Origin of the sequence: Tropicibacter sp. S64, assembly GCF_049803835.1 — a bacterium.
In the GTDB taxonomy this organism is placed as follows: Bacteria; Pseudomonadota; Alphaproteobacteria; order Rhodobacterales; family Rhodobacteraceae; genus Pacificoceanicola.
This window is the reverse complement of sequence record NZ_JBNAGK010000008.1, coordinates 216,393-240,722: the sequence shown is the minus strand read 5'-3', so window position 1 is coordinate 240,722 and position 24,330 is coordinate 216,393. Positions and strand designations below refer to the sequence as shown.

Sequence of the window (24,330 nt, the reverse complement as noted above, 5' to 3'; positions counted from 1 at the left end):
CCCGGCGTTTTGCTGGAAAGGGGCGCTGTTTGCAAGGGCTGTGACGGGCCGGACCGGGTTTAGCCGTGCTCGGCCCAGTCGAGCCCGCTGGGCAGGTCGAAATCCGCCAGGTCGAGGCGCAAAACGCGGCGCGGTGTCGTCTCTCTTGAGGGGCAGGAGCGGTGCAGGGTCAGCATCTTGAGGACGAGCAGGTCGCCCGGGGCGGCCTCGGTGGTCTCGACGGGACAAGCCAATGCAACGCTCGCGGCTTGCGCCGACGGGATCAGACCCTGCCGATGGCTTCCGAGAGCGATCTGCATCGCGCCGTTGTCTTCGGTCGACGGGTCGAGGTGCACTCGCAGGAACAGCATTCTCTGCAGCAGTGCCACGGGCGGCTCGCAATGCCAACTCCCGTCCTTGCGGGTCCAGTTGGTGAAGCCCTCGACGTCCAGCCGGTCCCGAACCGCGACCACACGGTCCTGATGCCATGGCAGGGACCAGTTCTGACTGTCGCTTTTGTCGAAAGCCACCAGCCTCACCAAGCGCATTCCGGGCCAGAGGACATTGAGCCAATCAAGCAACCCACTTGTCGACAGTGCGGTGCGCACACCGGACAGGGCGGACCCGCGTGCACCCACGCCGTTCGGCAAGGCGTCTCGGACCGCCTCGAGCGACGCCCGAAGCCACAGCCGTCCGCTTTCGTCGAAGTCCGGTTGGTGGGTCAGGCCGCCAGCCCCTTCGAGCCGAGCCCGAGGAACTTCTTGCGGCGCTCAGCGACCAGGGTCTTGCCGGGTTTGCCGGACAGGTCTTCCAGCATCCCCGCGATGGTCTTGCCGACCAGCGTGATGGTCGCGGCGCGGTCGCGGTGGGCGCCGCCCATGGGTTCGGGGATCACCCGGTCCGCGACGCCGAGCTTGAAGAGGTCCTGCGCCGTGAGCCGCAGGGCCTCCGCCGCCTCGCGCATCTTCTCCGCGTCCTTCCAGAGGATCGAGGCGCAGCCTTCCGGCGAGATCACCGAATAGACCGAGTGTTCCAGCATGGCGAGGCGGTTTGCCGTGGCGAAGGCCACCGCGCCGCCGGAGCCGCCCTCGCCGATGATGACGGAGACAAGCGGCACGCCGATCTGCAGGCATTTCTCCGTCGAGCGGGCAATCGCCTCGGATTGGCCGCGCTCCTCCGCGCCCTTGCCGGGGTAGGCGCCGGGGGTGTCGACGAGGCTGACCACCGGCAGGCCGAACTTGTCCGCCATCTCCATCAGGCGGATCGCCTTGCGATAGCCTTCGGGGCGGGCCATGCCGAAATTTCGCTCGATGCGGCTCTGGGTATCGTTGCCCTTTTCATGGCCGATGACGACGACGGGCGTGTCATTGAACCGCGCGAGGCCGCCCATGACCGCATGATCGTCGGCAAAGTTCCGGTCGCCGGCCAGCGGCGTGTACTCGGTAAAAAGCGCGTCGATGTAATCCTTGCAATGCGGCCGGTCCGGGTGGCGGGCGACCTGGCATTTGCGCCAGGGTGAGAGCTTCTTGTAGAGGTCCTGCAAGAGCACCTCGGCCTTGCGGTCGAGCGCCTTCGCCTCGTCCTCGATGTCCATGTCCTCGTTCGCCCGCGCCATGGCGCGCAGCTCTTCTGCCTTGCCTTCGATCTCGGCCAGCGGCTTTTCGAAGTCGAGGTAATGGGTCATGCTCGGGTCTCCTTGGGTCTTGCGCTATATGGCCGCGCTTTTGGCCGAATGCAACAAAGCAAGATTTGTCGCAAACCGATGGGTAAGACTGGGCGCATGAGAGACGAGCCGAAACAATCAGGTCTTGAGGACCGCATCCGCCGGGTGATCCGCCATATCTTCGACACCCCCGCCGGGGACCTGTCGCTCGACGCGCTGGCGGAGGTCGCGGCGCTGTCGCGGTTCCATTTTCACCGGGTGTTCGCGGCTCTCACCGGCGAAACCGTCGCGGGGGCGGTGCGGCGCATCCGGGTGCATCGGGCGTCGATCTGGCTGGTCCAGACACGCAAGCCCGTGGCGGAGGTGGCGGCGCTCTGCGGCTACGACAATGCCCAGAGTTTCGCGCGGGTGTTCAAGGCGCAGACCGGGCTGACGCCGCTGGCATTCCGGCGGCTCGGGCAACCGGACCGGGAGGTTCTGCCTTTTGTAAAAGGAAAGCGAGAGATGATGCCGAGCGAAATCAGGGATTTGCCGGAACAGCGGCTGGTTGGATTGCCGCACAGGGGGCCGTATTACGAGATCGGTCGGGCCTATCAACAGGTCGCGGCGGTCTTTTCGGCCAAGGCACTGTGGCCGCAGGCGGAACGCGAGATCGGCGTCTATTTCGATTCCATCGACGCGGTCGAGGAGGCGGATCTGCGGAGCTTCGCCGGACTGCGGGTCAGCGCGGATTTCGTGCTGCCCGATGAGCTGGAGGAATACATCATTCCCGGAGGGCGGCACCTCGTGACGACCCACAAGGGCCCCTATGCCGGGCTGCCGCGGGCGTGGGAGGACATCTATTGCAACGCCTTGCCCGCGAGCGGCGCGGAACCGGCGGACAGGCCGCCCTTCGAGTGCCATCTCAACAGCCCGATGTATACCAGGCCGGAGGAGCTGCTGACCGAGATCTACATCCCCCTGGTGGATTGAGCGCGCGCCCTTTGTAGGCCGGGGCTGTGCCCCGGGCCCGCTCAGAGAAAGAGCACCGGGACCATCGAGGCTATGAGCAGACCGGCCATCGTCCAGTTGAACACGCGTAGCCTGTCGGGGTTGGCCAGAAACCCGCGCACCCAGGTCCCGAGCGTCACCCACGTCAGCGCCGACAGCGTCCCCAGCGCGAGGAAGCTGCCCGCGACCCAGAGGATGGCCGGCAAGTCGCGGCCCGTGGCATAGAGCGTGACCGCGCCGAACGCCATGGACCAGGCCTTCGGATTGACCCACTGGAAGGCCGCCGCCTGTACGAAGGTCAGCGGGCGCGCCTCCGCCTCACGGTCCTTCGGCGGCGCGGCATGGGCAATCTTCCAGGCCAACCAGAGCATGTAGACGACGGACACCGCGCGCAGAATGATCTGCGCCGGGGGCCAGAGGTCGAACAGCTGCATGACCCCGAGGCCGACCGGAATGGTCATCAGCGGAAAGCCGAAGGCGACGCCGGTCAGATGCGGCACCGAGCGGCGCAGGCCGAAGTTGGCGCCGGAGGCCATCAGCATGACGTTGTTCGGCCCCGGTGTGAACAGGGTGGCGGCACAGAAGAGCGCAAGCGCGAGGAGAAGATCGGGTGTCATGGCGCAATATTTGCCCGAACTGCGCGGCGATTTCTTGCAATCTTCTGTCTGATTGCACTACCAAAGCAATTTATGAGCGATGAAGATAACATTGACCGCAGGATATTGCGCGAGTTGAGCCGTGATGGGCGGCAATCCAACCTGGCGCTCGCCGATCGGGTTGGCCTGTCGCCGTCCGCCTGCCTGCGGCGGGTGGCGGCTCTGGAGAAGCGCGGCGTGATCAAGGGCTACCGCGCCGTCCTCTCGCCGGAAAAGACCGGCGTCGGCTTCACGGCCTACATCACCGTGGGTCTGAACACGCATACGAAGTCGTCGCAGGAGAGTTTCGAGCGGGCGATGCGGGCGGCGCCGCAGGTGCGCGAGTGTCACAACATCACGGGCGCCGTGGAGTACCTGATGCGGGTCGAAGTGGCGGACCTGCCCGCCTACAAGGCGTTCCACACGGATATTCTCGGGGCATTGCCCCAGGTGAACACGCTGACCACCTACGTGGTGATGGGTTCCCCGAAGGACGAACGGGCCTGAGGCGCCGGGCAGTCCGCAGTTTTTTCGGGACTCCTGCGTCAAACAGACTATCCTCAAAGAATCCGCAGTTGATAGATCAAAGGTGCTTTCCATGAACAAGACCATAGCCCTCGTGAGCGCATGCGCCATGAGCCTCGCATCCGCCGTGACCGCCGCTCCACTGGCGCCCACCGCGCCGATCTGGGGCGATCTGCAGGATTATTTCACCAACACCGTGACCTTTGGCGGCAGCGGCATTCCGACATCCCTCGGCGCCATCACCCAGTTCTCGGCCGGTACCGATTCCGTCGTGACCCTGGGTCTGATCATCACTCCGCGCTTCGGCAGTCCCGATCCGGTGGTGATCGAGGAGGCCTACTACGGCGTGGAAGCCGGCGAATCGACGCCGGGCGCGTCGAAATGGAACTTCAGCTTTGCCGCAGAGGTCACTGGCAGCGACGGCATCACCCTCGACGACATCGGTCTCGGATTGCTTTACGACATGGACCCCGCGCTCGGCACGGAGCTGAGCGCCTTCGGTGCCATCGACTTGTCGGCGGCGTTGGCGGCGAACAATCCGGGGACGACGTTCTTTCAGGCCAGCGAAAATCTTTCTTTCGGCTATCTGACCACGGCGGTCCCCGGCATTCTCGTACCGCCCGCCTACACGCCCTTCGATCCCAATGTGGCCGGTCAGTACGGCTTCCTGCTGGGCTCGGGGTTCATCTGGGAAGAGGTGGAATACGGCGGGTTCGTTGCCGCGAAGGTGCAGGCATCCGCCGTGCCGTTGCCAGCCGGTCTGCCGCTGCTGTTGGCGGGACTCGGCGGTCTTGCGCTGGTGCGGCGCAAGCATCGCGACGCCTGACCCTCAGGTTGGCAAACACAAGAAAGGGCGGCCCGTCGAGGCCGCCCTTTTTTCATTCGCCGGTCTGTTCCGTCAACTGGCGGCGATCATTTCCGCTTGGCGCACAATGACTTCCGCCTGCTTGATCGAGGCGATGTCGACGAGGCGGCCCTTGTAGACCGTGGCGCCCTCATTGTTGGCCTTGGCTTGCTCCATGGCCGCGAGGATCTCGCGGGCTTCGGTGACGGCGGCTTCGGAGGGAGTGAAGACTTCGTTGGCCAGCGCGATCTGCTTGGGGTGGATGGCCCATTTGCCGACCATGCCGAGCGTCGCCGAGCGCAGCGCCTGAGCGCGGTAGCCGTCATCGTCGGAGAAATCGCCGAACGGGCCATCGACAGGCAGCACGCCATGGGTGCGGCAGGCGGCGACGATGGCGGCCTGCGCCCAGTGCCACGGATCGGACCAATGCTTCTGGCCCTGATGCAGCATGTAGTAATTCTCCTGCGTGCCGCCGATGCCGGTGGTCGCCATGCCCATGGAGGCGGCGAAGTCGGCGGCGCCGAGGCTCATGGCGACCATACGCGGGCTGGCGGCGGCGATCTCCTCGACATGGGCGATGCCCGCGGCGCTCTCGATGATGACCTCGAAGTTGATCCGTTTGGTCCGGCCCTTCGCCCGTTCGATGGCGGTCACAAGCGCGTCGACGGCATAGATGTCCTCTGCACAGCCGACCTTCGGGATCATGATCTGGTCCAGCCGTTCGGAGGATTGTTCAAGCAGATCAACCACATCCCGATACCAATACGGCGTGTCGAGCCCGTTGATCCGCACCGAAAGCGTCTTGTTGCCCCAGTCGATGTCGCCGATCGCTTCAATGGCCATCTTGCGCGCGGTATCCTTGTCGGACGGTGCAACGGAATCTTCCAGATCGAGGTTGATGACATCGGCGGCGGAGGTCGCCATCTTCGGCGGCAGCTTGGAGTTGGAGGCCGGGCCGAAAAGCTGGCAGCGGTTGGGGCGGGCCGGGGCGGCAGGCTGGATGCGGAAGGACATCGGGGCACCTTTCGGGTAAGGATATTTCGTTTTCTGTCCCGATTGGGTTATGAAATTACGCCGCACTGTGCAAGGGGATTTCTGCATCTGCAGCATCCGCCTTGGCTCTCCCATGGTTCGCGCCGGGAGGATTGTGCCTCAAAAGGCGGCGTGGCGAGAGATTATTCGACAATGTGACCGTCTCGCGATGCGTTCGGGGTGAAACTTCCGTCGGATTATCGGCATTCTTGATGGAGACACTTGCAACGGAGACTGCCATGATCGAGACGCCGTATCTACTGTTCCTGGGCGACGCGCCCGACCCGCTGGCCGCCAAGGTCGCGCAAGGGATCAAGGACTGGCGTCCGGAGAATTGCGTCGGGCAGTTCCGGATGGAGGGCTGCAAGGCTGATCTCAAGCTGGCCGACATGACCCTCGAAGAGGCGAAGGCGGCCGGGGCGAAGACGCTGGTGATCGGCGTCGCCAACCGGGGCGGGAAAATTTCGCAGGGCTGGAAGAAGGTGCTGGTGGCGGCGCTGGAGGAGGGCTTCGACCTCGCCTCCGGCCTGCATAACCTGTTGAGAAACGAACCGGATCTGGTGGCGGTGGCCGAGGCGTGCGGGCGCACGCTGCATGACGTGCGGGTGCCGGTGGTCGAGTATCCGATTGCCAACGGCGAGAAGCGCACGGGCAAGCGGGTGCTGGCGGTGGGCACCGATTGTTCGGTCGGCAAGATGTACACCGCGCTGGCGCTGGACAAGGCGATGCGGGACATGGGCATGAAGTCCACGTTCCGTGCGACGGGTCAGACCGGCATCCTGATCACCGGAGACGGCGTGCCGCTGGACGCGGTGATTGCCGACTTCATGGCAGGATCGATCGAGTGGCTGACGCCGGACAACGACCCGGATCACTGGGACATCATCGAGGGACAGGGGAGCCTGTTTCACGTGAGTTTCTCGGGGGTTACGCTGGCGCTGATCCATGGCGGCCAGCCCGATGCGCTGATCCTCTGCCACGAGCCGACGCGAGCACACATGCGCGGCCTGCCGAGCTATACCCTGCCGTCGCTGGAGGCGGTGCGGGACATGTCGCTGGCGCTGGCGAAGGTGGCGAACCCGGCATGCAAGGTGGTCGGCGTGTCGATCAACACGCAACATATGGGCGAAGAGGAAGCGAAAGCCTATTGCGCCGAGGTGGAAGCGCGGCTTGGTTTGCCAACTGTCGATCCGTTCCGGCACGGCGCAGAGCGTCTGGCAGAGGCTCTTGCGGCCCTTTGACGGGTATAGCACAGGTTGGCCAAAAGCGGTGAACGGTGGCCGGGCGCTGTTTGCCCTTCAGGCAAAGACGCCCCGCCCGCCGTCCCGTAGTTTCGTGGCGGGCGGTTTTCCGGGAAAACAGGGAGTTGTGCATGGGTTTGATGGTCAAGCGGGATGTCTTTCGGCTGGCGGAGGCCTTCACCATCTCGCGCGGGAGCCGAACCGAAGCGCAGGTTCTGACCGTTTCGGTATGCCGGGACGGGGTGATCGGGCGCGGGGAGTGTGTGCCCTATGCGCGGTATGGCGAAAGTCTGGAGAGTGTCGAGGCGGAGGTGCTCGGCCTGCCTGCGGGGGTGACGCGAGAGGGGTTGTACGATTTGCTGCCCGCCGGCGCGGCGCGAAACGCCGTGGACTGCGCGCTTTGGGATTGGGAAGCAAAATCAGCGGGTTGCCGGGTCTGGGATTTGGCCGGGCTGGCGGCGCCGGGGCCGGAGTTGACGGCGTTCACGCTGTCATTGGGCGAACCGGAGGCGATGGAAGCGGCGGCGCGGAAGCAGGCGTTTCGGCCCTTGCTCAAGATCAAGCTGGGCACGCCGGATGACATGCCGCGGCTGGAGGCGGTGCGGCGCGGGGCGCCGAAATCGCGGATCATCGTGGATGCGAACGAGGGTTGGTCGGCTGAGGTCTATGCTGAACTTTGCCCGCATCTTCAAAGGCTTGGTGTTTCCTTGGTGGAGCAGCCGCTGCCCGCCGGAGAGGATGAGGCGCTGATCGGGATGGAGCGGCCGGTCCCGGTTTGTGCGGATGAGAGTTGTCATGATCGGGCGAGCCTGCCTGGGCTGAAGGGCAAGTATGACGTGGTGAACATCAAGCTCGACAAGACAGGCGGGCTGACCGAGGCGTTGAGGCTGAAAGAGCAAGCCTTGTCAGAGGGTTACAAGGTCATGGTCGGCTGTATGGTGGGCTCGTCTCTGGCCATGGCGCCAGCAACCCTCGTGGCGCAGGGCGCTTTGGTCACTGATCTCGATGGGCCGCTCTTGCTGGCTGAGGATCGGGACAACCCCTTGATTTTCGACGAAAAAGGCGTGCATCCGCCGGAGGCGAGCCTCTGGGGGTGAGACAGGCCGAAAGCCCCCCACCGAACGCAGGGTAACGCACCGTTCGGTGGGTTAGTCGGGACCGCGCGCAGGGCGTTGCATCGGAAAGTCGGTACAAAACCCGGCTTTTTTCGTACAGATTGCCCCCCCCTGCCGATCCGGGTCAAAACTCGCTCTTTCAGGAGTTTGGTACGATTCTGTCCGAGTTTCGTACAGATTGCCCTCCGGCCACGCTCCGACCCGTCGTTCAACTGTTGCGCGGCGCCAGAACCGCGTTAACCCTTCGACCGACCTTCACCGCAAAGGGCCCGCCATGTCCCGCGCCTCCTTCGAGATTGTCGAACAACACACGCTGTCCGAAAACTGGGCGCTGTTGAAAACGACGAAGCTGCGGCTGACGTTTTCGGATGGCACGGTGTCCGAGCAATGGCGCGAGACCTATGACCGGGGCGACGGGGCGGTGATCCTGCCCTGCGACCCGGTGCGGCGGCATGTGCTGTTGGGGAGGCAGTTCCGCTGGCCCGCTGCCTACAACGGCGAGGCCGACCCGTGGCTGATCGAGGCGGCGGCGGGGCTGCTCGACGATGCGGAACCGGAGGCGCGCATCCGGGACGAGGCGCAGGAGGAAATCGGACTGACGCTGACCGATCCGACGTTTCTCTTTGACCTTTACATGTCGCCGGGATCGGTGACGGAGCGGCTGCACTTCTTTACCGCAACCTATGGCGCGCAAGAGGCACAGGCGAAGTTCGGCGGGCTGCGCGAGGAGGGGGAGGAGATCGAGATCATGGACGTCGCGCTGGACGAGGCACTCGCCATGATCCGGGACGGGCGCATCCGGGATGCCAAGACGGTGATCCTGCTGCAGCACGCGGCGCTGCATGTGATGCCGTGATCCTTGCACCGGGGTGGTCCCGGCCCTAAGACGGATCGCGATTCCGGCCTTGTTGCGCCGTGCCCCCTGATGGAGAGAGCCATGACCCGTACCGTTTACCTCAACGGAGAGTACCTGCCCGAGACCGAGGCCAAGGTGAGCATCTTTGACCGGGCGTTCTTGATGGCGGATGGCGTCTATGAGGTGACCTCGGTTCTGGACGGCAAGCTGATCGACTTCGAGGGCCATGCGAAGCGGCTGGAACGGTCCCTGAGCGAACTCGATATGCCGAAACCGGCGGCCTTCGACGATCTGCTGGATATCCACCGCGAGCTGGTGCGGCTGAACGGGATCGAGGAGGGGATGATTTACCTCCAGATCACGCGCGGCGCGCCGGGGGATCGCGATTTCGTCTTCCCCGACCCGGAGACCTGCGAGCCGACACTGGTTCTGTTCACCCAGAACAAGCCGGGTCTGGCGGAGAACCCTGTGGCAAAGAAGGGGATCAAGGTGATTTCCATCGAGGACGTGCGCTGGGGCCGCCGCGACATCAAGACGACGCAGCTTCTGTATCCGTCCATGGGCAAGATGATGGCGAAGAAGGCCGGGGCGGATGACGCCTGGATGGTGGAGGATGGCTTCGTGACCGAGGGCACCAGCAACAATGCCTATTTCATCAAGGGCAACACCATCGTCACGCGGGCGCTGTCCAATGACATCCTGCACGGGATCACCCGGGCGGCGGTGCTGCGCTTTGCGCGCGAGGCGCAGATGCAGGTGGAGGAACGCAACTTCACGATTGACGAGGCGAAGGCGGCGGATGAGGCCTTCATCACCTCCGCGTCGACCTTCGTGATGCCGGTGGTGGAGATCGACGGTGTCGCGGTGGGCTCCGGCGTGCCAGGGGAGAAGGCGCTGCGGCTGCGCGAGATCTACCTCGACGAAAGCCGGAAGGCGGCTGTCTGAAGCGCCCCGCCTTCACCTTGAGACACGGATACTCTGCTGCGCTTTCGAGACATTCGTGTCGCAGGTTGATTCAGTAAAGGCAAGACGCTGTAAGCCTCCATGCGGGATGCCCTTGCCATCGTGGTGATCGTCCCGGGCGGGTTGCGCATGACTGACGTGGGGGCGTGCTGGTGGCGGCGCGGTCAGCCCGCGCAATACCGCGCCGCCGCCCGGCCCGCCCAGAGTCCGGTGGCGAGGCAAGCGGTCAGCAGGTAGCCGCCGGTGGGCGCGTCCCAGTCGAGCATTTCCCCGGCGCAGAAGGTGCCGGGGCGGGCCTTCAGCATCAGATCATCGGTCAGCGCCTCCCACGAAAGACCCCCGGCGGTCGAGATGGCCTCGTCCATCGGGCGGGGGCCGTGGTGCGGGATCGGCAGTCGCTTGATGAGGGCGGCGAGAGCGGTGGGGTCCTGCGGCAGGGGCCGGGCGCAATCCATCAGCAGCGCCTGCGCGGCGGGGGAGAGGCCCAGCGTCTTGCGCAGGTGATTGGAGACACTCTGTTTGCCGCGCGGCTTGCTCAGGCGCGTCCTGACAGCGGCGAGATCGAGATCGGGCGCAAGGTCGGCGTGCAGCGCCGCGCCGTCGCGCAGCGCCGGGGTCAGCGGATATATGCCGCCGCCTTCGAGGCCGCGTTTCGAAATCACCACCTCGCCCCGGCTGGTAAGGCTGCCGGCGGTCAGGGTGATCGCCTTGAGCGGGCTGCCAAAGTGGCGCATCATATGCGCCGACCACGGCACGATCAGCCCGGCGTTGGAGGGGGCGAAGGGGGTCAGCGGCAGGCCGTCGCGGGCAAAGGCCTCCGACCACAGCCCGTCCGAGCCGAGCCGCGCCCAGCTGGCCCCGCCGAGGGCGAAGATCGTGACGTCGGCGGTCCGGGTCTGTCGGCCATCCGGGGTGTCGAAGCGGTGGGTTTCGCCGTCCCGGCCGGTCCAGCGCCAGCGGGTGCGGGTCTCAAGACCGAGCGCCGTCAGACGGGCGAGCCAGGCCCGCAGCAGCGGCGAGGCTTTCATGGCTTTCGGGAACAGGCGCAGGGTGGAGCCGGTGAAGGTCTGCTGACCCAGTCCTTCGGCCCAATCACGGATGGCCTCCGGCGGGAAGGCGCGGATCATCGGGGCGAGGGAGTCCCGGCCTTCGCTGTAGTGGCTCAGGAAGGTCTCCGTGTCCTGCATCCGGCTGAGATTCAGCCCGGACTTGCCCGCCATGAGGAACTTGCGGGCGAGGCTGGGTTTGGCGTCGCAGAGCGTAGTGGCGACGTTGGCCGAGAGCAGGGCATCGGCGGCCATGAGACCCGCCGGACCGCCGCCTATGATCAGGGCGCTGGGCATGGGGCAACCGGAGGATTGGGTATTTGGACCAAGAAGAAGCCCCGGGGTTCGCCCGGCCCCCGGCGTGGGGTGCCTTGCCGTTCAGTCATCGGCCTTGCGCAGCTCGACCACGCGGCGGGGGTAGGGGATTTTGATGTTGTGCGCCTTGAGCGCGTTCCAGATCAGGAAACCGACGTCGGAGCTGTACTTGTTCTTGCCGTCGTCGATGCCGTTGACCCAGAATTCGACGGCGAAGTCGATGCCGCTCTCTCCGAAACCCCGCCATTCGCAATCCGGCGGGAAGGGTTTGTCGAGAATGGCGGGATGGGTGGCGACGGCCTTCTCGATGATGTCCGGGACGATGTTGATGTCGGTCTCGTAGCTGACGGAGAAGGGCACCTCGTAGCGGTTGGCGCTGCCCTGGTCGGAGTAGTTGACGACGCGGGTGGTGATGAAGTCCTCGTTGGGCACGACGACCCATTTGCCGTCGAAGGTCTCGAGGATCATGGCGCGGGCGGTGGTCTTGACGATGGTGCCGGCCTGCCCGCTGTCGAGTTCGACGTAATCGCCGACGGTGGCCTGCCCCTCCAGAAGCAGGATCACGCCGGAGATGTAGTTCGAGGCGATCTTCTGCAGGCCGAAGCCGAGGCCGACGCCGATGGCGCCGCCGAGCACCGCGAGGGAGGTCAGCGGGATGCCCATGATGTTCATCAGCACCAGGAAGGCGGCGCCGAAGATGGCGATTTCCGCGGCCTTGGTGGCGAGTTGCCGGGTGGCCGGAGGCATTTCGTTCTGGGCGTTGATGTAGCTGCCGGTCTGGTCATTGGACCAGCGGCCGATCCAGAACAGGATGGAGCCCGCGATCAGCCCGCGGATCACCGACATGGCGGTGAATTCGATGTTGCCGAGGGCGATGGTCATCTCGTTCAGCCGCGCGATGGAGGCGTCGAGGAAACCGAGCGCGTAGAGCGCCATGATCGGCAGCAGGATGAAGCGGCCAAGGACCTTGAGAAAGCCGTCGGTAACGATCTCGCGCACGAGGATGCGGGCGGCGAGGAACAGGAACACGCGCTTGCCGAAGGCGATGACCGCGCCGGAGCCGAACAACGCCCGGGTGGCCTGTTCGCCGATGGCGGTGAAGGCGAAGGCCAGCACCGGCAGCAGGAGCGGCACGAAGATCAGGGCGAAGCGGCGGAGGGTTGCCAAGAGGCCGCGCTTGCCCGGCTCCGGGGTGAGCCAGGCTGAGAGCAGTGGCCTGAGCTTGCGGGTGAAAAGGAGGGCAAGGAGAAAGGCGGCGGCGAGCAGGGCGAACTGCGACCAGGCGGCGGGGGACGTCAGCCAGGCCCTTGCAATGGCCCAGCCTTGCAGGCCGTATCCGGCGAGGGTCTGGAGGAACGGCGGCAGGGTGGCGAGGTCGGGCGTCATGGTCGGGGTCGTGTCCGGGATTGCGGGGCCTCGTGCCTTTTGCCTTGGGTCCGCCGGTTGGGCAAGGGAAAGCAGCGAGGCCGCGGGCCGCCTGCCCACGGCGCACCTGCCGAAGGCTTTGCAGGACGTGAAATGCTCCGATTGCAATAACGCGGAAAATGCCGGGAATAAATTGGCGGAATTCCGCCGGAATTGCCTTGCGCCGAATCGCGGTGCGGGGCTTAATCGGTCCAATTTTCTGGGAGAAAGCCATGTCAAAGAAAGTTGTTTTTGCGGCACTGATGGCCGCGATTGGCCTGTCGCCCGCGCCTGCCGCGGCGGATGATTTCATCAAGGGGCTTGCGGTCGGGATCATCGGCGGGGCCATTGCTAGCCAGCAGCCGAAGCGCCGCGTGACCACATCGGCGCCGCGCCGGACCACCAGCAAGGCGCCGGTCTATTCCGCCGCCCGTGCGGAAAACCGCGAGACGCAGACGGCGCTGAATTATTTCGGCTTCAATGCGGGAACGCCCGATGGCGTGATGGGCCGCAAATCGCAGGCGGCGATCACGCAATATCAGGTTCTGATGGGCTATGTGCCGACCGGGCAGCTGACGCCGTTCGAGCGCAATTTCCTGATCACCTCCTACCAGCGTGCCTCCGCGGGCGGGGCGACCACGGCAACGCTGATCGCGCAGAACCCGCGCGGTGTGCAGGGCCTGCTGCTCGACTATCGTGACGAGCAGACCGGCGGCGTTGGCGCACGCTCTGCGCTGGCCGGGCACTATGGTCTGCCGCCGCTGATTGCGCAGACGGTCAACGAGATCGCCAAGAGCTCGGACCCGACGGCGGAGCAGCTGGTCAACCGGCACGGCTTCATCCAGCTGGCGGACATCAACGGCGACGGCCAGACCGATTACATCATCGACACCTCGGTGACTGGCTCGGCCTTCTGGTGTTCGGCGCAGGCCTGCACCGTGCGGGTCTTTGCCTCCACGCCGGAAGGCTACGAGCGCAACGACTTCCAGGCGTTCAACGTGACCCCGGCGATGTTCAGCTGCACCCGTGGCACCTGCTCCAAGACGGACGATGGCACGGTGATGGCTGCGGCCCCGGCCCCGGCGGCGCCTCAGTTCCAACCGCAACAGCAGCAGCCGCAGACCCAGATGGCGGCGGTCACGACATCCGGCGGCGGCACCGCGCCGATGCCCTCTGCCGTGCCGTCCGTGCAGGCTCCGACCTTCGCAAACGCGGCGGCTCCGACCACGCAGATGCCGAGCTTCTTCGGTGGCGGCGCGGCCCCGGCCAAATCGCTGGCCTCGCATTGCAACATGGTCACCCTGCTGACCACCACCAACGGCGGCTATGTCACCGCCGAGACGATGACCGATCCGATGGCGGCGCTGGGTGAGCAGATGTGTTTCTCGCGCGGCTTCGCCATTGCCAACGGCGAGGCGCTGGTGGCGGATCTGTCCGGCGTGACGCCGGAGCAGATTGCGCAGCAGTGCTCCGGGTTTGGCATCCTGCTGAAGGATCAGGTGAACGCCGCCGCCCTGCAGCCCCGGGACGAGGTGCTGCGCAGCGTCGGGCAATTCGTGCTTGGCTCGGGCATGTCGCCCGCGCAGCTCGAGAACACCGCGATGGTTTGCCTGTCCTCGGGTTACAAGACCGATGACATGAACGCCGCGGTGGGGTCTGCCCTCGTGCTGGTGGCGCTGGGCAAGGGTCCCTATGCGGAACTGATCGGCCATCACCTGAGCCAGGGCTTCGGGATGCCGGAGCGTCCGGACCTGTCGCTGGCCTGGTATGGGCAGGCGACGGAAGCGCTCGACGGCGGCTCAAAGGCGGTCTTTGGCCCGGGTATGCCGCAGCGGGTGACCCTGCTGAAGGCGGCGATGGGCGGACTGCCGGGCGCGACATCGGCTCCGGCGGCGGTGCCGGTGCAGGCGGGCGCCGCGATACCGCTGTTCGGCTCGCAGTAAGGCTTTTGAAACCGTGACAGGCGGGCGTCCCGATGGGGCGCCCGTTTGCGTTTGGCGCGGTCATGGAGGAGGGTGGCGCAATGAGTGATCCGATTTGCCCCCTGTGCCTGCGGCCCATTCCGCCGGAGGCGAAGCAGAGCCTGCATCACCTTGTCCCGAAGCTGAAGGGCGGCAAGGGCGGGCCGGTGGTTCTGCTGCACCAGATCTGTCATTCGGAAATCCATGCGGTGTTCACCGAAGGGGAACTGGCGCGGGAGTTCTACACGGTGGAGGCGCTGCGGGCGCACCCGCGGATGGCGCGGTTCCTCGCCTGGGTGGCGAAGCGGCCCGCGGGATTTCACGCCCGGAGTGCCGGGGGGCGACGGAAGCAAGGGCGGTGAACGGATTTTTTTGTGCCGGAAATCTTCTCACGGTCGGTGCGGGCCGTTAGGGTCCGCGCGAAACCACCGGAGAGCCAAACCCATGCCGCATCCCCATGTCTTCCCCGTGCGCGTCTATTACGAGGACACCGACATGGCGGGGATCGTCTACCACGCCAATTACCTCAAGTTCATCGAGCGGGCGCGGTCGGAGTGGGTCAAACTGCAGGGTCTCGACCAGAATGCCATGCGTGAGCAAGGGATCGTCTTTGTCGTCCGGCGGATCGAGTGCGATTACCTGCACCCGGCGAAATACGACGACGCGCTTGAGGTGCGGACGGTGGTCAAGGCGATGACCGGCGTGCGGCTGATCATGGCGCAGGAAGTGCTGCGGGCCGGCGAGGTGCTGTTCCGGGCGGAGGTGACGGCGGTCTGCGCGACGCTGGACGGCCATCCGGCGCGGCTGCCTGCGGGATTGCGCAAGAAGGTGCATTGACGGCAGGACGGCGCTGTTCCGGCGGACGCCGGAAGGCGCCCCGCCCGCCGTCCCATGTCGCAAGGCTTTGCCTTGCAGCGGGGCTCCGCCCCGGACCCCGAGGGTATTTGGAGACCAGAGAAGACAGGGTGGCAGGCAAAGACCCGCCGATTCCGTTTATTTCATGCCGATCACAGCAATATGTTGGCCTTTGACCTGCAAATCGGGTATCAACGCCTGTAATACGGCCCCGACAGAGGGCCGAGAGGCAGTTATAGAAGAGCAGGTTCATGGAAACAGAAACCCTTGCGCTCGCGCGGGAGATCGATTTCTCCATGTGGGCGCTGTTTGCGCGCGCTACGTTGACCGTCAAGCTGGTGATGCTGGCCCTGACCATCGCATCGGTCTGGTCGTGGGGGATCATCATCGACAAGCTGATCGCCTATCGCAAGGCGCGGCGCGAGGCGGCGCGGTTTGATCAGGCGTTCTGGTCCGGGGAGCCTTTGGACGAGCTCTACGAAACGCTCGGGCCGGAGCCGTCGGGGCGTGCGGCGCGGGTGTTTGCCTCGGGCATGACGGAATGGCGGCGCTCGCACCGAGAAGATGGCGGGCTGATCGCCAACGCGCAGAGCCGCATCGACCGTTCGATGGATGTGGCCATCCAGAAAGAGGCGGAGGCCTTGCAGAAGGGTTTGCCGGTGCTGGCGACGGTGGGGTCCACCGCGCCGTTCGTCGGGCTGTTCGGGACGGTGTTCGGGATCATGAACGCCTTCATCGAGATTGCGCAGCAGCAGAATACGTCCCTGGTGGTCGTGGCGCCGGGCATCGCGGAGGCCTTGCTGGCCACAGGCCTTGGCCTGATGGCAGCCATCCCGGCGGTGATCTTCTACAACAAGCTCAGCGCCGACAGTGACCGTATCCTCGGCGGCTACGAGGCCTTCGCCGATGAGTTCTCCACCATCCTCTCGCGCCAGCTGGACAGCTGAGCCATGGGTGCTGGGGTCATCAAATCCGGGGGCGGGGGCGGAAGCCGCCGCAGGCGTCGCCGCAGGAGCGGGGGCAGCCAGCCGATGTCCGAGATCAACGTCACGCCCTTCGTGGACGTGATGCTGGTGCTGCTGATCATCTTCATGGTGGCCGCGCCCTTGCTCACGGTCGGGGTGCCGGTTGAACTGCCGAAGACAGCCGCGCAGGCCTTGCCGCAGGAGACGGAGGAGCCGCTGACGGTGACCATCGCCGCCGATGGCTCGGTGCTGCTGCAGTCGACGCAGATCGAGCGCGGCGAACTGGTGTCGCGGCTGCGGGCGATTGCCGCCGAGCGCAGCGATGACCGGGTGTATCTGCGCGCCGATGGCGTGGTGCCCTATGAAGAGGTGGCGCAGGTGATGGGCGCGCTGAACGCGGGCGGGTTCTCGTCGATCGGTCTTGTCACCGACATCGGTGGACCGGCCCTGAACGGCTCGGGTCAATAGGGCGCGACGTGACGACGGGTCAGTCCATATCCGCCGGGGCACACGGCCTTCTGCTGCTGTGGCTGCTGGTCGGCGGCGTGTTCAGCGCCGATCCTCCGGACGTGGAAGTCGCGGATGTGTCGATCATTTCCGAAGCCGAATTCGCGGCGCTGACGCAGCCTGCGGCGCCGGGTCTGTCGGAGCCTGCGCCGGAGCCGGAGCCTCAGCCGGACCCCGAGCCTCAGCCGGTACCGGAGCCTGAACCGGAGCCGACGCCGCCCGCGCCTGAACCGGAACCCGCGCCTGTACCCGAGCCGGAGCCGGTTCCCGTGCCGGACCCGGAGCCTGCACCTGTGCCGGAGCCGACCCCGGCGCCACAGCCGGAGCCCGCGCCGACGCCGGTGGAACCGGCGCCGCCCGTGGCTGCCTTGCCGCCTGTTCTGGCGCCGAACGAATCCCCGCGTCCGAAGCCGCGCCCGGCGCAGCGCGTCGCGCCGGAGCCGGTGGCGCCGCCGGAGCCGGACACAACCGTGGCGGAGGAGGTTCAGCGGGCCGCCGATCCGGATGCGCAATCGCCCGAACAGGCGGAAGCGCAACAGGAGGCCACCGCACCCGAAGAAGCCGCGACGGAGATCGTGACCGAAGCCGAGGAGCCTGCGGGATCGCGGGCCCCGACGGCAAGCGTGCGGCCCAAGACGCGGCCTGCCAATGCCCGGCCAGCCGCCCCGGCGGAGGAGACGCCGACGCAGACCGCCGAGCCGAAGCCCGAGACCAGGCCCGCGCCGAAACCGGCCGAGGAGGACACCGCCGACGCGGTGGCCGCCGCTCTGGCCGAGGCGCTGTCAGGTGGCAGCGAGCCGGACGCCCCCGCCGGGCCGCCGCTGACGCGCGGCGAGCGCGAGGGGCTGCGGCTGGCGGTGCAGAAGTGCTGGCAGGTGGACGTGGGTAGCCAGGCGGCGAACGTGACGGTGACCGTTGGCTTCGAGTTGGGACAGGACGGCAAGGTGATCGGTTCGGACATCCGCATGCTGGCGGCGAGCGGCGGCAGCGGCGCGGCGGTCGAGACGGCGTTTCAGGCGGCGCGTCGCGCGGTGCTGCGCTGCCAGGTCGAGGGCCGCGACGGCTATGACCTGCCGGCGGAGAAATACGACCAGTGGAAAGAGATCGAGATGACCTTCAACCCGGCGGAGATGCGGCTGAGATGAGCAGAGATTTGCCCAAATTCCCCGTGACCCGTGGTGTGACAGGTGTTTTGCAATTCGTTAATGGTGCATATGGTGACGCGGGCAGGCCCGAAAGCGGGTTTTGGAGGCGGCAAGACGCCTTCGGGAAGGGAAACGGAATGATTTTGCGGATTGTCAGCGTGGTGACCCTGGCTTTGGCCATAGTCGTCGCCTCTCATTCGACGGTGTCGGCGCAGACCGGGCCACTCCGGATCGAGATCACCGAGGGCGTGGTCGAGCCGATGCCCTACGCGGTGCCGAAATTCGTGGCCGAGTCTCCGGATGCGGCGCAATTTGCCGAGGACATCAGCCGCGTGGTGGCCGACGACCTGACCGGCACCGGCCTGTTCCGCGAGATCCCACGCGACGCCCATATCTCCACCATCGCCAGTTTCGGCGCGCCGGTGCAGTTTGCCGACTGGAAGGCGATCAACGCGCAGGCGCTGATCACCGGGGCGGTGAGCCTCGACGGATCGGGCCGCGTGATCGTCAAGTTCCGGGTCTGGGACGTCTTCGCCGGAACCGAGTTGGGCGACGGCATGCAGTTCACTGCCACGACGGACGGCTGGCGGCGGCTGGCGCACAAGGTGGCGGACCAGGTCTATTCCCGGCTGACCGGCGAGCAGCCCTATTTCGACAGCCGCGTGGTCTTTGTCTCCGAGACCGGGCCGAAGAACGCCCGGGCCAAGCGCCTGGCGATCATGGATTACGACGGCGCGAACGTGCAGTACCTGACCGGATCGGATGCCATCGTGCTGGCCCCGCGGTTCTCGCCCAACGGCGACCGGGTGCTGTACACCTCCTATGCCACCGGATCGCCGCGTATCCACGTGCTGAACGTGGGCGACGTGCAGAGCCGGGTTTTCCAGGCGGATCAGGGGGTGATGAGCTTCGCGCCGCGCTTCTCGCCGAACGGGCAGACGGTGATCTACTCGCTGACCAATGGCTCCAACACCGACATCTGGGCGATGGACATCGGTTCGGGCGCGGTGCGGCAGCTGACCTTCACCCCGGCGATCGAGACCGCCCCGAGCTATTCGCCGGACGGCAGCCAGATCGTTTTCGAAAGCGACCGCAGCGGCTCGCAGCAGCTGTATGTCATGCCGGCGCAGGGCGGCGAGGCGACGCGGATCAGTTTTGGCGAGGGCCGCTACGGCACGCCCGTCTGGTCGCCGCGCGGCGACCAGATCGCCTTCACCAAGCAGAACGCGGGGCGGTTCCACATCGGCGTGATGAAAACCGACGGCTCCGAGGAGCGCCTGCTCACGGCCTCGTTCCTTGACGAGGGCCCGACCTGGGCGCCGAATGGCCGTGTCGTGATGTTCGCCCGCGAGACGCAGGGAGCGGACGGGGCCTCGGCGCTCTACTCGGTGGATATCTCGGGGCGCAACCTCAAGCGGGTGCGCACGCCGGCGGGCGGCTCGGACCCGAGCTGGGGACCGCTGCAGTAAGCCCGGAGCTTTGAAACGGCCGGCGGCTGTGGTAGCCTGCCGGGCAAAACACACAAGAATGAGCAGGACAGACAGATGACACACATGACCAAGGCGATATTGCTGATCGCGGCGCTGGCCGTATCGGCCTGTACCAACCCGAACCGCTTCGGCGCGGGCGATGGCGCGAACGGCGCGGGCGCCAACGGCGGCATCACCTCCGACATCATCCCCGGCAGCGCCAACGACCCGCGCTCCCCGGCGTACTTCAGCCAGACCGTGGGCGACCGCGTGTTCTTTGCCGTCGACCAGTCGACGCTGTCGCCGGAGGCGCAGGCGACGCTGAACGCGCAGGCGCAATGGCTGATGACCAACTCCGATTACCTCGCGGTGATCGAGGGCCACGCGGACGAACAGGGCACCCGCGAGTACAACATCGCCCTCGGCGCACGCCGCGCCAACGCGGTGATGGAGTACCTGACCTCCAAGGGCGTCTCGCCGACCCGGTTGAAGTTCATCTCCTACGGCAAGGAACGCCCGGTCGAGGTGTGCTCGGTCGAGGCCTGTTACGCCAAGAACCGCCGCGCGGTGACCGTGATCTCGATGGGCTCGGGGGTCTGACAATGCTGCGCCGCGCTGCCTTTGCCGTTGCGCTGATGCTGGTGGCGGGGACCGCCCCGGCACAGCAGGCCGAGACCCTTGCCGACATCCGGCAGGACATCGCGCTGATGCAGGGCGAGCTGGCGCGGCTGAAACAGGAGCTGAACACCACCGGCATGGGGTCCGTGCAGGTGGGCGGCTCCGTGCTGGACCGGGTGAACGCCATCGAGGCGGAACTGGTCCGCATGACGTCGAAGACGGAGCAGTTGCAGAACCGCATCGACACCATCGTCAGCGACGGCACCAATCGTCTCGGGGACCTGGAATTCCGGGTCTGCGAGGTGCAGCCGGGCTGTGACATCGGCAACATTGCCGCGACGCGGCCTCTCGGCGGCGAGGCGGTGGCAGCGACCCCCGCACCGGCCACGCAGGCGCCGGTTTCGGACGGTCTTCCGCCGCATCAGGGCGAGCTGGCGGTGGGGGAGGAGGCCGATTTCCGCGCCGCGCAGAAAGCGTTGAGCGACGGCGATTACACCGGCGCGGCGCAGCTGTTCGCCAAGTTCCGCGACATCTATCCCGGCGGCCCGCTGGAAGCGGCGGCGCTGGTGGGCGAGGGCAAGGCGCTGGACGCGCAGGGCGACACCCGCGAGGCCGCGCGGCGGTATCTGAACGCCTATTCCGGATTTCCGGAGGATGCGGTTGCGCCGGAGGCGCTGTGGCTGCTGGGGGTCTCGCTTGGCAAGCTGGGCAGCGCACCGGAGGCCTGCGTGACGCTGGGCGAGGTGGCCGGTCGGTATCCGGCGTCTGACTACGTGCAGAAAGCCTCGGCGAGCCGGTCGGACCTTGGCTGCCAGTGACGCTGGAATGAGCGCGGCGGCGGAGTCGCTCGACCAGCGCTTCGCCGATGCCATGGGCCAGCTTCTCGGCCCGGATTTCCCCACAGACATCGCGCTCGCCGTCTCCGGCGGCGGCGACAGCATGGCGATGCTGACGCTGGCGCACAACTGGACGCGGCGCTGGGGCGTCAAACTCTGGGTGGTGACGGTGGATCACGCCCTGCGCCCGGAGAGCGCGGATGAGGCGCGGATGGTGGCCGAGGACTGCGCCGCCCTGGGCCATCCCCATGCCACGTTGCGTTGGGACTGGGACGGAAAGGGCAATGTGCAGGCGGAGGCGCGGCGCGCAAGGCTGGCGCTGATCGACCAGTGGCGCGGGTCCCTGCGGCATGTGCTCATGGCGCACACCCGCGACGACCTGGCAGAGACCTTCCTGATGCGGCTCAAGCGTGGCTCCGGCATCGACGGGCTGGCCGCCATGCGGCCGGCGCGTCCGGTGTCGCGGCAACCGCGCGTGCCGGGAAAGCTGAGCGGCGCGACGCCGCCGCACCGCCAGACCGGCGACACCGGCTTCACCATCCTGCGCCCCTGCCTCGGGATGCGGCGCACGGAGCTGCGACACTACCTGACCACGCTCAAGGGGCGCTGGGTCGACGATCCGTCGAACGAGGATCACGGATACGAGCGGGTGCGGATGCGGAGCCTGCTGGCGGAACTCGCCCCGAACGGGCTTGGCGTCGACACCATCGCCAAGACCGCCGCGCGCATGGCCCGTAGCCGCGAGGTCCTGCAACGCCGCGCGGCAGAGGTCTGGGACCAGATCGGGCAGGAGACCCGGGCGCTGGACGTGCCGACGGGCGAGATCGTCTTCGACCGCGACGGGTTCTTTGCCATCGAGCCGGACACCCAGCGCCGCTTGCTTGCCGCGGCGCTTCACTATGTCGCCTCCGCCGATTACGCGCCGCGCGCGGACGCGGTGGAGCAGGCGCTCGACCTGCTGTTTTCCGGCGGGGTGACCACGCTGCACGGTTGCGAGTTGCGCTGCGAGAAGACGCAGGTGCATGTCTTCCGCGAGTACCGCGCCGTACGGGATCGTATCGAACCGGCCGACGGCGAGACGCTCTGGGATGACCGCTGGCGGGTTTTCCCCCAGGATATGAGGCGTTTGAGCGTCCGCGCCCTGGGCGATGCCGGCTGGCAGCAGATCCCTGTCCGCACACCCGGGACGCCGCCGCACCTGACCGCCCGCAGCCTGCCGTCACTCTGGGATGGCAACAAGCTCGTCGCCTGCGCCGCGATGGGCTTCGGACCGACGCACGCCGTGCAGCTTCTGCCGATGCGCCAGGGCGTGCCGGATTTCCGCGGATTTCTTCTTTCGCATTGAACCGGCGCTCATGATGTCTATGTTACGCTGAAACGCGCCCGCTCAGGCGTTTTTCCGTATTTGAAGGAGTTTCCCCTTGGGTAATGCTCGCAATATCGCCTTCTGGGTCGTGCTGTTCCTGCTGATCCTGGCGCTGTTCAACCTGTTTCAGGGCGGTGGTTCGACCCTGCAAAGCCGCGAGGCCAGCTACTCTGATTTTGTCCGCGCGGTGGACGACAATTCGGTGAGCAACGTGGTGATCGACGGCGAGCAGGTGCGCTTCCGCACCAACGACGGGCAGGACTTCGTGACCATCAAGCCCGAGGATGCCGAAGTCACCAAGATGCTGATCGAAAAGGATATTCCGGTCCGTGCCGAGCAGCAGGAGCAGTCCGGCTTCCAGTCGTTCCTGCTGTCTCTGCTGCCCTTCCTGCTGTTGATCGGGGTCTGGATCTATTTCATGAACCGCATGCAGGGCGGCGGCAAAGGTGGCGCGATGGGCTTCGGCAAGTCCAAGGCCAAGCTGCTGACCGAGAAGCATGGCCGCGTGACGTTTGACGACGTGGCGGGCATCGACGAGGCCAAGGAAGAGCTCGAGGAGATCGTCGAATTCCTGCGCAATCCGCAGAAATTCAGCCGTCTTGGCGGCAAGATCCCCAAAGGCGCGCTGCTTGTGGGCCCTCCGGGCACCGGTAAGACGCTGCTGGCGCGTGCCATCGCGGGCGAGGCGGGCGTGCCCTTCTTCACCATCTCCGGTTCCGACTTCGTCGAGATGTTCGTCGGCGTCGGCGCGAGCCGTGTCCGTGACATGTTCGAGCAGGCGAAGAAGAACGCGCCCTGCATTGTCTTCATCGACGAGATCGACGCCGTGGGCCGCGCCCGAGGTCAAGGCTATGGCGGTGGCAACGACGAGCGCGAGCAGACGCTGAACCAGCTGCTGGTCGAGATGGACGGTTTCGAGGCCAACGAGGGTGTCATCATCGTCGCGGCCACCAACCGCCGCGACGTTCTGGACCCGGCGCTGCTGCGTCCCGGCCGTTTCGATCGTCAGGTTACCGTGCCGAACCCGGACATCAAGGGCCGCGAGAAGATCCTCGGCGTGCATGCCCGCAAGACCCCGCTCGGCCCGGATGTCGACCTGCGCATCATCGCACGCGGTACCCCCGGCTTCTCTGGTGCGGAACTGGCGAATCTCGTGAACGAGGCGGCGCTGATGGCGGCGCGCGTGGGCCGCCGTTTCGTGACGATGGAGGATTTCGAACAGGCCAAGGACAAGGTCATGATGGGCGCGGAGCGCCGCTCCATGGTGCTGACCGACGACCAGAAGGAAAAGACCGCCTATCACGAAGCCGGTCACGCGGTTGTCGGCCTGACGCTGCCGCAGTGCGATCCGGTCTACAAGGCGACGATCATCCCGCGCGGCGGTGCCCTCGGCATGGTGGTCTCGCTGCCGGAGATCGACCGTCTGAACTGGCACAAGTCCGAGTGTGAGGAAAAGCTGGCGATGACCATGGCGGGCAAGGCCGCCGAGATCATCAAGTACGGCGAAGGCAATGTCTCGAACGGCCCGGCAGGCGACATCCAGCAGGCTTCCGGTCTGGCGCGGGCGATGGTGCTGCGCTGGGGCATGTCGGACAAGGTCGGCAACATCGACTATTCCGAGGCGCATGAGGGCTATTCCGGCAACACCGCGGGCCTGTCCGTGTCGGCGCATACGAAGGAGCTGATCGAAGATGAGGTGAAGCGCTTCATCCAGGAGGCCTACGAACGCGCGTTCCAGATCCTGACCGACCGCAAGGAGGACTGGGAGCGCCTGGCGCAGGGACTTCTGGAGTACGAGACGCTGACCGGCGAGGAGATCGTGCGGGTGATGCGTGGCGAGGCCCCGAATGCCGGTGACGACGACGATGGCACCGGCGCGGCGGAGGAAACCCCGAGCATCACCGCCATCCCGAAGACCAAGCCGAAGACGAAGCCGAAGGACGGCGGTCTGGAGCCGGAACCGATGGCGTAAGCGGCCGTTTCGATGACAAAGCAAAGGC

The 24,330-nt window shown here is 66.2% G+C and carries 24 protein-coding genes; 18 read left to right on the top strand and 6 right to left on the bottom strand.

The window, feature by feature from the left end; all coding sequences use genetic code 11:
• Positions 1-59: 59 nt before the first annotated feature.
• Both ACP159_RS14600 and ACP159_RS14595 read right to left on the bottom strand, forming a co-directional pair.
• The gene (locus ACP159_RS14600) at positions 60-509 is read right to left on the bottom strand and encodes a phytanoyl-CoA dioxygenase family protein (RefSeq protein ID WP_425100470.1); all 450 of its coding nucleotides are present in this window, start codon (positions 507-509) and stop codon (positions 60-62) included.
• Positions 510-700: 191 nt separating this feature from the next.
• Complete coding sequence (locus ACP159_RS14595) at positions 701-1,663, bottom strand: acetyl-CoA carboxylase carboxyltransferase subunit alpha (protein WP_425100469.1); 963 nt, start codon at positions 1,661-1,663, stop codon at positions 701-703.
• 96 nt (positions 1,664-1,759) lie between these two features.
• Here ACP159_RS14595 and ACP159_RS14590 point away from each other — a divergent pair, with 96 nt between their 5' ends.
• Entirely contained in the window at positions 1,760-2,614 is an 855-nt protein-coding gene (locus ACP159_RS14590; protein ID WP_425100468.1) for an AraC family transcriptional regulator, read from the top strand.
• Between the two features lie 41 nt (positions 2,615-2,655).
• Here ACP159_RS14590 and ACP159_RS14585 read toward each other — a convergent pair whose 3' ends face one another.
• Complete coding sequence (locus ACP159_RS14585; protein ID WP_425100467.1) at positions 2,656-3,249, bottom strand: LysE family translocator; 594 nt, start codon at positions 3,247-3,249, stop codon at positions 2,656-2,658.
• 72 nt (positions 3,250-3,321) lie between these two features.
• On the opposite strand from ACP159_RS14585, the gene ACP159_RS14580 reads away from it, so the two are divergent.
• Positions 3,322-3,774, top strand: coding sequence for an Lrp/AsnC family transcriptional regulator (locus ACP159_RS14580; RefSeq protein ID WP_425100466.1), 453 nt, complete (start codon positions 3,322-3,324; stop codon positions 3,772-3,774).
• A gap of 127 nt (positions 3,775-3,901) precedes the next feature.
• Positions 3,902-4,618 (top strand): VPLPA-CTERM sorting domain-containing protein, encoded by a 717-nt coding sequence (locus tag ACP159_RS14575; RefSeq protein ID WP_425100465.1) that lies wholly within the window; start codon positions 3,902-3,904, stop codon positions 4,616-4,618.
• Between the two features lie 72 nt (positions 4,619-4,690).
• On the opposite strand, the gene ACP159_RS14570 is transcribed toward ACP159_RS14575, so the two are convergent.
• The gene (locus ACP159_RS14570) at positions 4,691-5,650 is read right to left on the bottom strand and encodes an L-malyl-CoA/beta-methylmalyl-CoA lyase (RefSeq protein WP_425100464.1); all 960 of its coding nucleotides are present in this window, start codon (positions 5,648-5,650) and stop codon (positions 4,691-4,693) included.
• Positions 5,651-5,907: 257 nt separating this feature from the next.
• Between ACP159_RS14570 and dgcN the strand changes: the two genes are divergently transcribed.
• From dgcN to ACP159_RS14550, 4 genes are all read left to right on the top strand, one after another.
• Entirely contained in the window at positions 5,908-6,909 is a 1,002-nt protein-coding gene (gene dgcN, locus ACP159_RS14565; RefSeq protein ID WP_425100463.1) for an N-acetyltransferase DgcN, read from the top strand.
• 131 nt (positions 6,910-7,040) lie between these two features.
• Complete coding sequence (dgcA, locus tag ACP159_RS14560) at positions 7,041-8,006, top strand: N-acetyl-D-Glu racemase DgcA (protein WP_425100462.1); 966 nt, start codon at positions 7,041-7,043, stop codon at positions 8,004-8,006.
• A 292-nt stretch (positions 8,007-8,298) separates the two neighbouring features.
• Positions 8,299-8,880: an NUDIX domain-containing protein gene (locus ACP159_RS14555; protein ID WP_425100460.1), complete on the top strand. Its 582-nt coding sequence runs from the start codon at positions 8,299-8,301 to the stop codon at positions 8,878-8,880.
• A gap of 81 nt (positions 8,881-8,961) precedes the next feature.
• Complete coding sequence (locus ACP159_RS14550) at positions 8,962-9,825, top strand: D-amino-acid transaminase (RefSeq protein ID WP_425100459.1); 864 nt, start codon at positions 8,962-8,964, stop codon at positions 9,823-9,825.
• A 182-nt stretch (positions 9,826-10,007) separates the two neighbouring features.
• Here the strand turns inward: ACP159_RS14550 and ACP159_RS14545 are convergent, their stop codons facing one another.
• Entirely contained in the window at positions 10,008-11,186 is a 1,179-nt protein-coding gene (locus ACP159_RS14545) for a TIGR03862 family flavoprotein (RefSeq protein WP_425100458.1), read from the bottom strand.
• An 81-nt stretch (positions 11,187-11,267) separates the two neighbouring features.
• Positions 11,268-12,590, bottom strand: coding sequence for a mechanosensitive ion channel family protein (locus ACP159_RS14540; RefSeq protein ID WP_425100457.1), 1,323 nt, complete (start codon positions 12,588-12,590; stop codon positions 11,268-11,270).
• 251 nt (positions 12,591-12,841) lie between these two features.
• Here ACP159_RS14540 and ACP159_RS14535 point away from each other — a divergent pair, with 251 nt between their 5' ends.
• From ACP159_RS14535 to ftsH, 11 genes are all read left to right on the top strand, one after another.
• On the top strand, positions 12,842-14,551 hold the full coding sequence (locus ACP159_RS14535) for a peptidoglycan-binding domain-containing protein (protein ID WP_425100455.1): 1,710 nt from the start codon (positions 12,842-12,844) through the stop codon (positions 14,549-14,551).
• Positions 14,552-14,631: 80 nt separating this feature from the next.
• Positions 14,632-14,931 carry an HNH endonuclease gene (locus ACP159_RS14530; protein ID WP_425100454.1) on the top strand — a complete coding sequence of 100 codons (300 nt, stop codon included), beginning with the start codon at positions 14,632-14,634 and terminating at the stop codon, positions 14,929-14,931.
• 82 nt (positions 14,932-15,013) lie between these two features.
• Positions 15,014-15,406: a tol-pal system-associated acyl-CoA thioesterase gene (gene ybgC, locus ACP159_RS14525; protein WP_425100453.1), complete on the top strand. Its 393-nt coding sequence runs from the start codon at positions 15,014-15,016 to the stop codon at positions 15,404-15,406.
• Between the two features lie 269 nt (positions 15,407-15,675).
• Positions 15,676-16,371 carry a protein TolQ gene (gene tolQ / locus ACP159_RS14520; RefSeq protein ID WP_425100452.1) on the top strand — a complete coding sequence of 232 codons (696 nt, stop codon included), beginning with the start codon at positions 15,676-15,678 and terminating at the stop codon, positions 16,369-16,371.
• 3 nt (positions 16,372-16,374) lie between these two features.
• A complete protein-coding gene (gene tolR / locus ACP159_RS14515; protein ID WP_425100451.1) occupies positions 16,375-16,857 on the top strand; it encodes a protein TolR in 483 nt (160 codons plus the stop codon).
• An 8-nt stretch (positions 16,858-16,865) separates the two neighbouring features.
• The gene (locus ACP159_RS14510; protein WP_425100450.1) at positions 16,866-18,041 is read left to right on the top strand and encodes a cell envelope biogenesis protein TolA; all 1,176 of its coding nucleotides are present in this window, start codon (positions 16,866-16,868) and stop codon (positions 18,039-18,041) included.
• 140 nt (positions 18,042-18,181) lie between these two features.
• Positions 18,182-19,510, top strand: a complete 1,329-nt coding sequence (gene tolB, locus ACP159_RS14505; protein ID WP_425100485.1) for a Tol-Pal system beta propeller repeat protein TolB — start codon at positions 18,182-18,184, stop codon at positions 19,508-19,510.
• Between the two features lie 75 nt (positions 19,511-19,585).
• Positions 19,586-20,110, top strand: coding sequence for a peptidoglycan-associated lipoprotein Pal (gene pal, locus ACP159_RS14500; protein WP_425100449.1), 525 nt, complete (start codon positions 19,586-19,588; stop codon positions 20,108-20,110).
• Between the two features lie 2 nt (positions 20,111-20,112).
• Positions 20,113-20,946 carry a tetratricopeptide repeat protein gene (locus ACP159_RS14495; RefSeq protein WP_425100448.1) on the top strand — a complete coding sequence of 278 codons (834 nt, stop codon included), beginning with the start codon at positions 20,113-20,115 and terminating at the stop codon, positions 20,944-20,946.
• Between the two features lie 7 nt (positions 20,947-20,953).
• Positions 20,954-22,309 carry a tRNA lysidine(34) synthetase TilS gene (gene tilS / locus ACP159_RS14490; RefSeq protein ID WP_425100447.1) on the top strand — a complete coding sequence of 452 codons (1,356 nt, stop codon included), beginning with the start codon at positions 20,954-20,956 and terminating at the stop codon, positions 22,307-22,309.
• A gap of 76 nt (positions 22,310-22,385) precedes the next feature.
• Positions 22,386-24,302: an ATP-dependent zinc metalloprotease FtsH gene (ftsH, locus tag ACP159_RS14485; protein ID WP_425100446.1), complete on the top strand. Its 1,917-nt coding sequence runs from the start codon at positions 22,386-22,388 to the stop codon at positions 24,300-24,302.
• The last annotated feature ends 28 nt before the right edge of the window (positions 24,303-24,330 follow it).

Bases quoted from the DNA above. Each gene is read 5' to 3' on its own strand.
- dgcN (WP_425100463.1), top strand. From the start codon at position 5,908: ATGATCGAGACGCCGTATCTACTGTTCCTGGGCGACGCGCCCGACCCG.
- ACP159_RS14595 (WP_425100469.1), bottom strand. From the start codon at position 1,663: ATGACCCATTACCTCGACTTCGAAAAGCCGCTGGCCGAGATCGAAGGC.
- dgcA (WP_425100462.1), top strand. From the start codon at position 7,041: ATGGGTTTGATGGTCAAGCGGGATGTCTTTCGGCTGGCGGAGGCCTTC.
- pal (WP_425100449.1), top strand. From the start codon at position 19,586: ATGACACACATGACCAAGGCGATATTGCTGATCGCGGCGCTGGCCGTA.
- ACP159_RS14580 (WP_425100466.1), top strand. From the start codon at position 3,322: ATGAGCGATGAAGATAACATTGACCGCAGGATATTGCGCGAGTTGAGC.
- ACP159_RS14590 (WP_425100468.1), top strand. From the start codon at position 1,760: ATGAGAGACGAGCCGAAACAATCAGGTCTTGAGGACCGCATCCGCCGG.
- ACP159_RS14570 (WP_425100464.1), bottom strand. From the start codon at position 5,650: ATGTCCTTCCGCATCCAGCCTGCCGCCCCGGCCCGCCCCAACCGCTGC.
- ACP159_RS14585 (WP_425100467.1), bottom strand. From the start codon at position 3,249: ATGACACCCGATCTTCTCCTCGCGCTTGCGCTCTTCTGTGCCGCCACC.
- tolQ (WP_425100452.1), top strand. From the start codon at position 15,676: ATGGAAACAGAAACCCTTGCGCTCGCGCGGGAGATCGATTTCTCCATG.
- ybgC (WP_425100453.1), top strand. From the start codon at position 15,014: ATGCCGCATCCCCATGTCTTCCCCGTGCGCGTCTATTACGAGGACACC.
- ACP159_RS14555 (WP_425100460.1), top strand. From the start codon at position 8,299: ATGTCCCGCGCCTCCTTCGAGATTGTCGAACAACACACGCTGTCCGAA.
- ACP159_RS14495 (WP_425100448.1), top strand. From the start codon at position 20,113: ATGCTGCGCCGCGCTGCCTTTGCCGTTGCGCTGATGCTGGTGGCGGGG.
- ACP159_RS14575 (WP_425100465.1), top strand. From the start codon at position 3,902: ATGAGCCTCGCATCCGCCGTGACCGCCGCTCCACTGGCGCCCACCGCG.
- ACP159_RS14535 (WP_425100455.1), top strand. From the start codon at position 12,842: ATGTCAAAGAAAGTTGTTTTTGCGGCACTGATGGCCGCGATTGGCCTG.
- ACP159_RS14550 (WP_425100459.1), top strand. From the start codon at position 8,962: ATGACCCGTACCGTTTACCTCAACGGAGAGTACCTGCCCGAGACCGAG.
- ACP159_RS14530 (WP_425100454.1), top strand. From the start codon at position 14,632: ATGAGTGATCCGATTTGCCCCCTGTGCCTGCGGCCCATTCCGCCGGAG.
- tilS (WP_425100447.1), top strand. From the start codon at position 20,954: ATGAGCGCGGCGGCGGAGTCGCTCGACCAGCGCTTCGCCGATGCCATG.
- tolR (WP_425100451.1), top strand. From the start codon at position 16,375: ATGGGTGCTGGGGTCATCAAATCCGGGGGCGGGGGCGGAAGCCGCCGC.
- ACP159_RS14545 (WP_425100458.1), bottom strand. From the start codon at position 11,186: ATGCCCAGCGCCCTGATCATAGGCGGCGGTCCGGCGGGTCTCATGGCC.
- ACP159_RS14540 (WP_425100457.1), bottom strand. From the start codon at position 12,590: ATGACGCCCGACCTCGCCACCCTGCCGCCGTTCCTCCAGACCCTCGCC.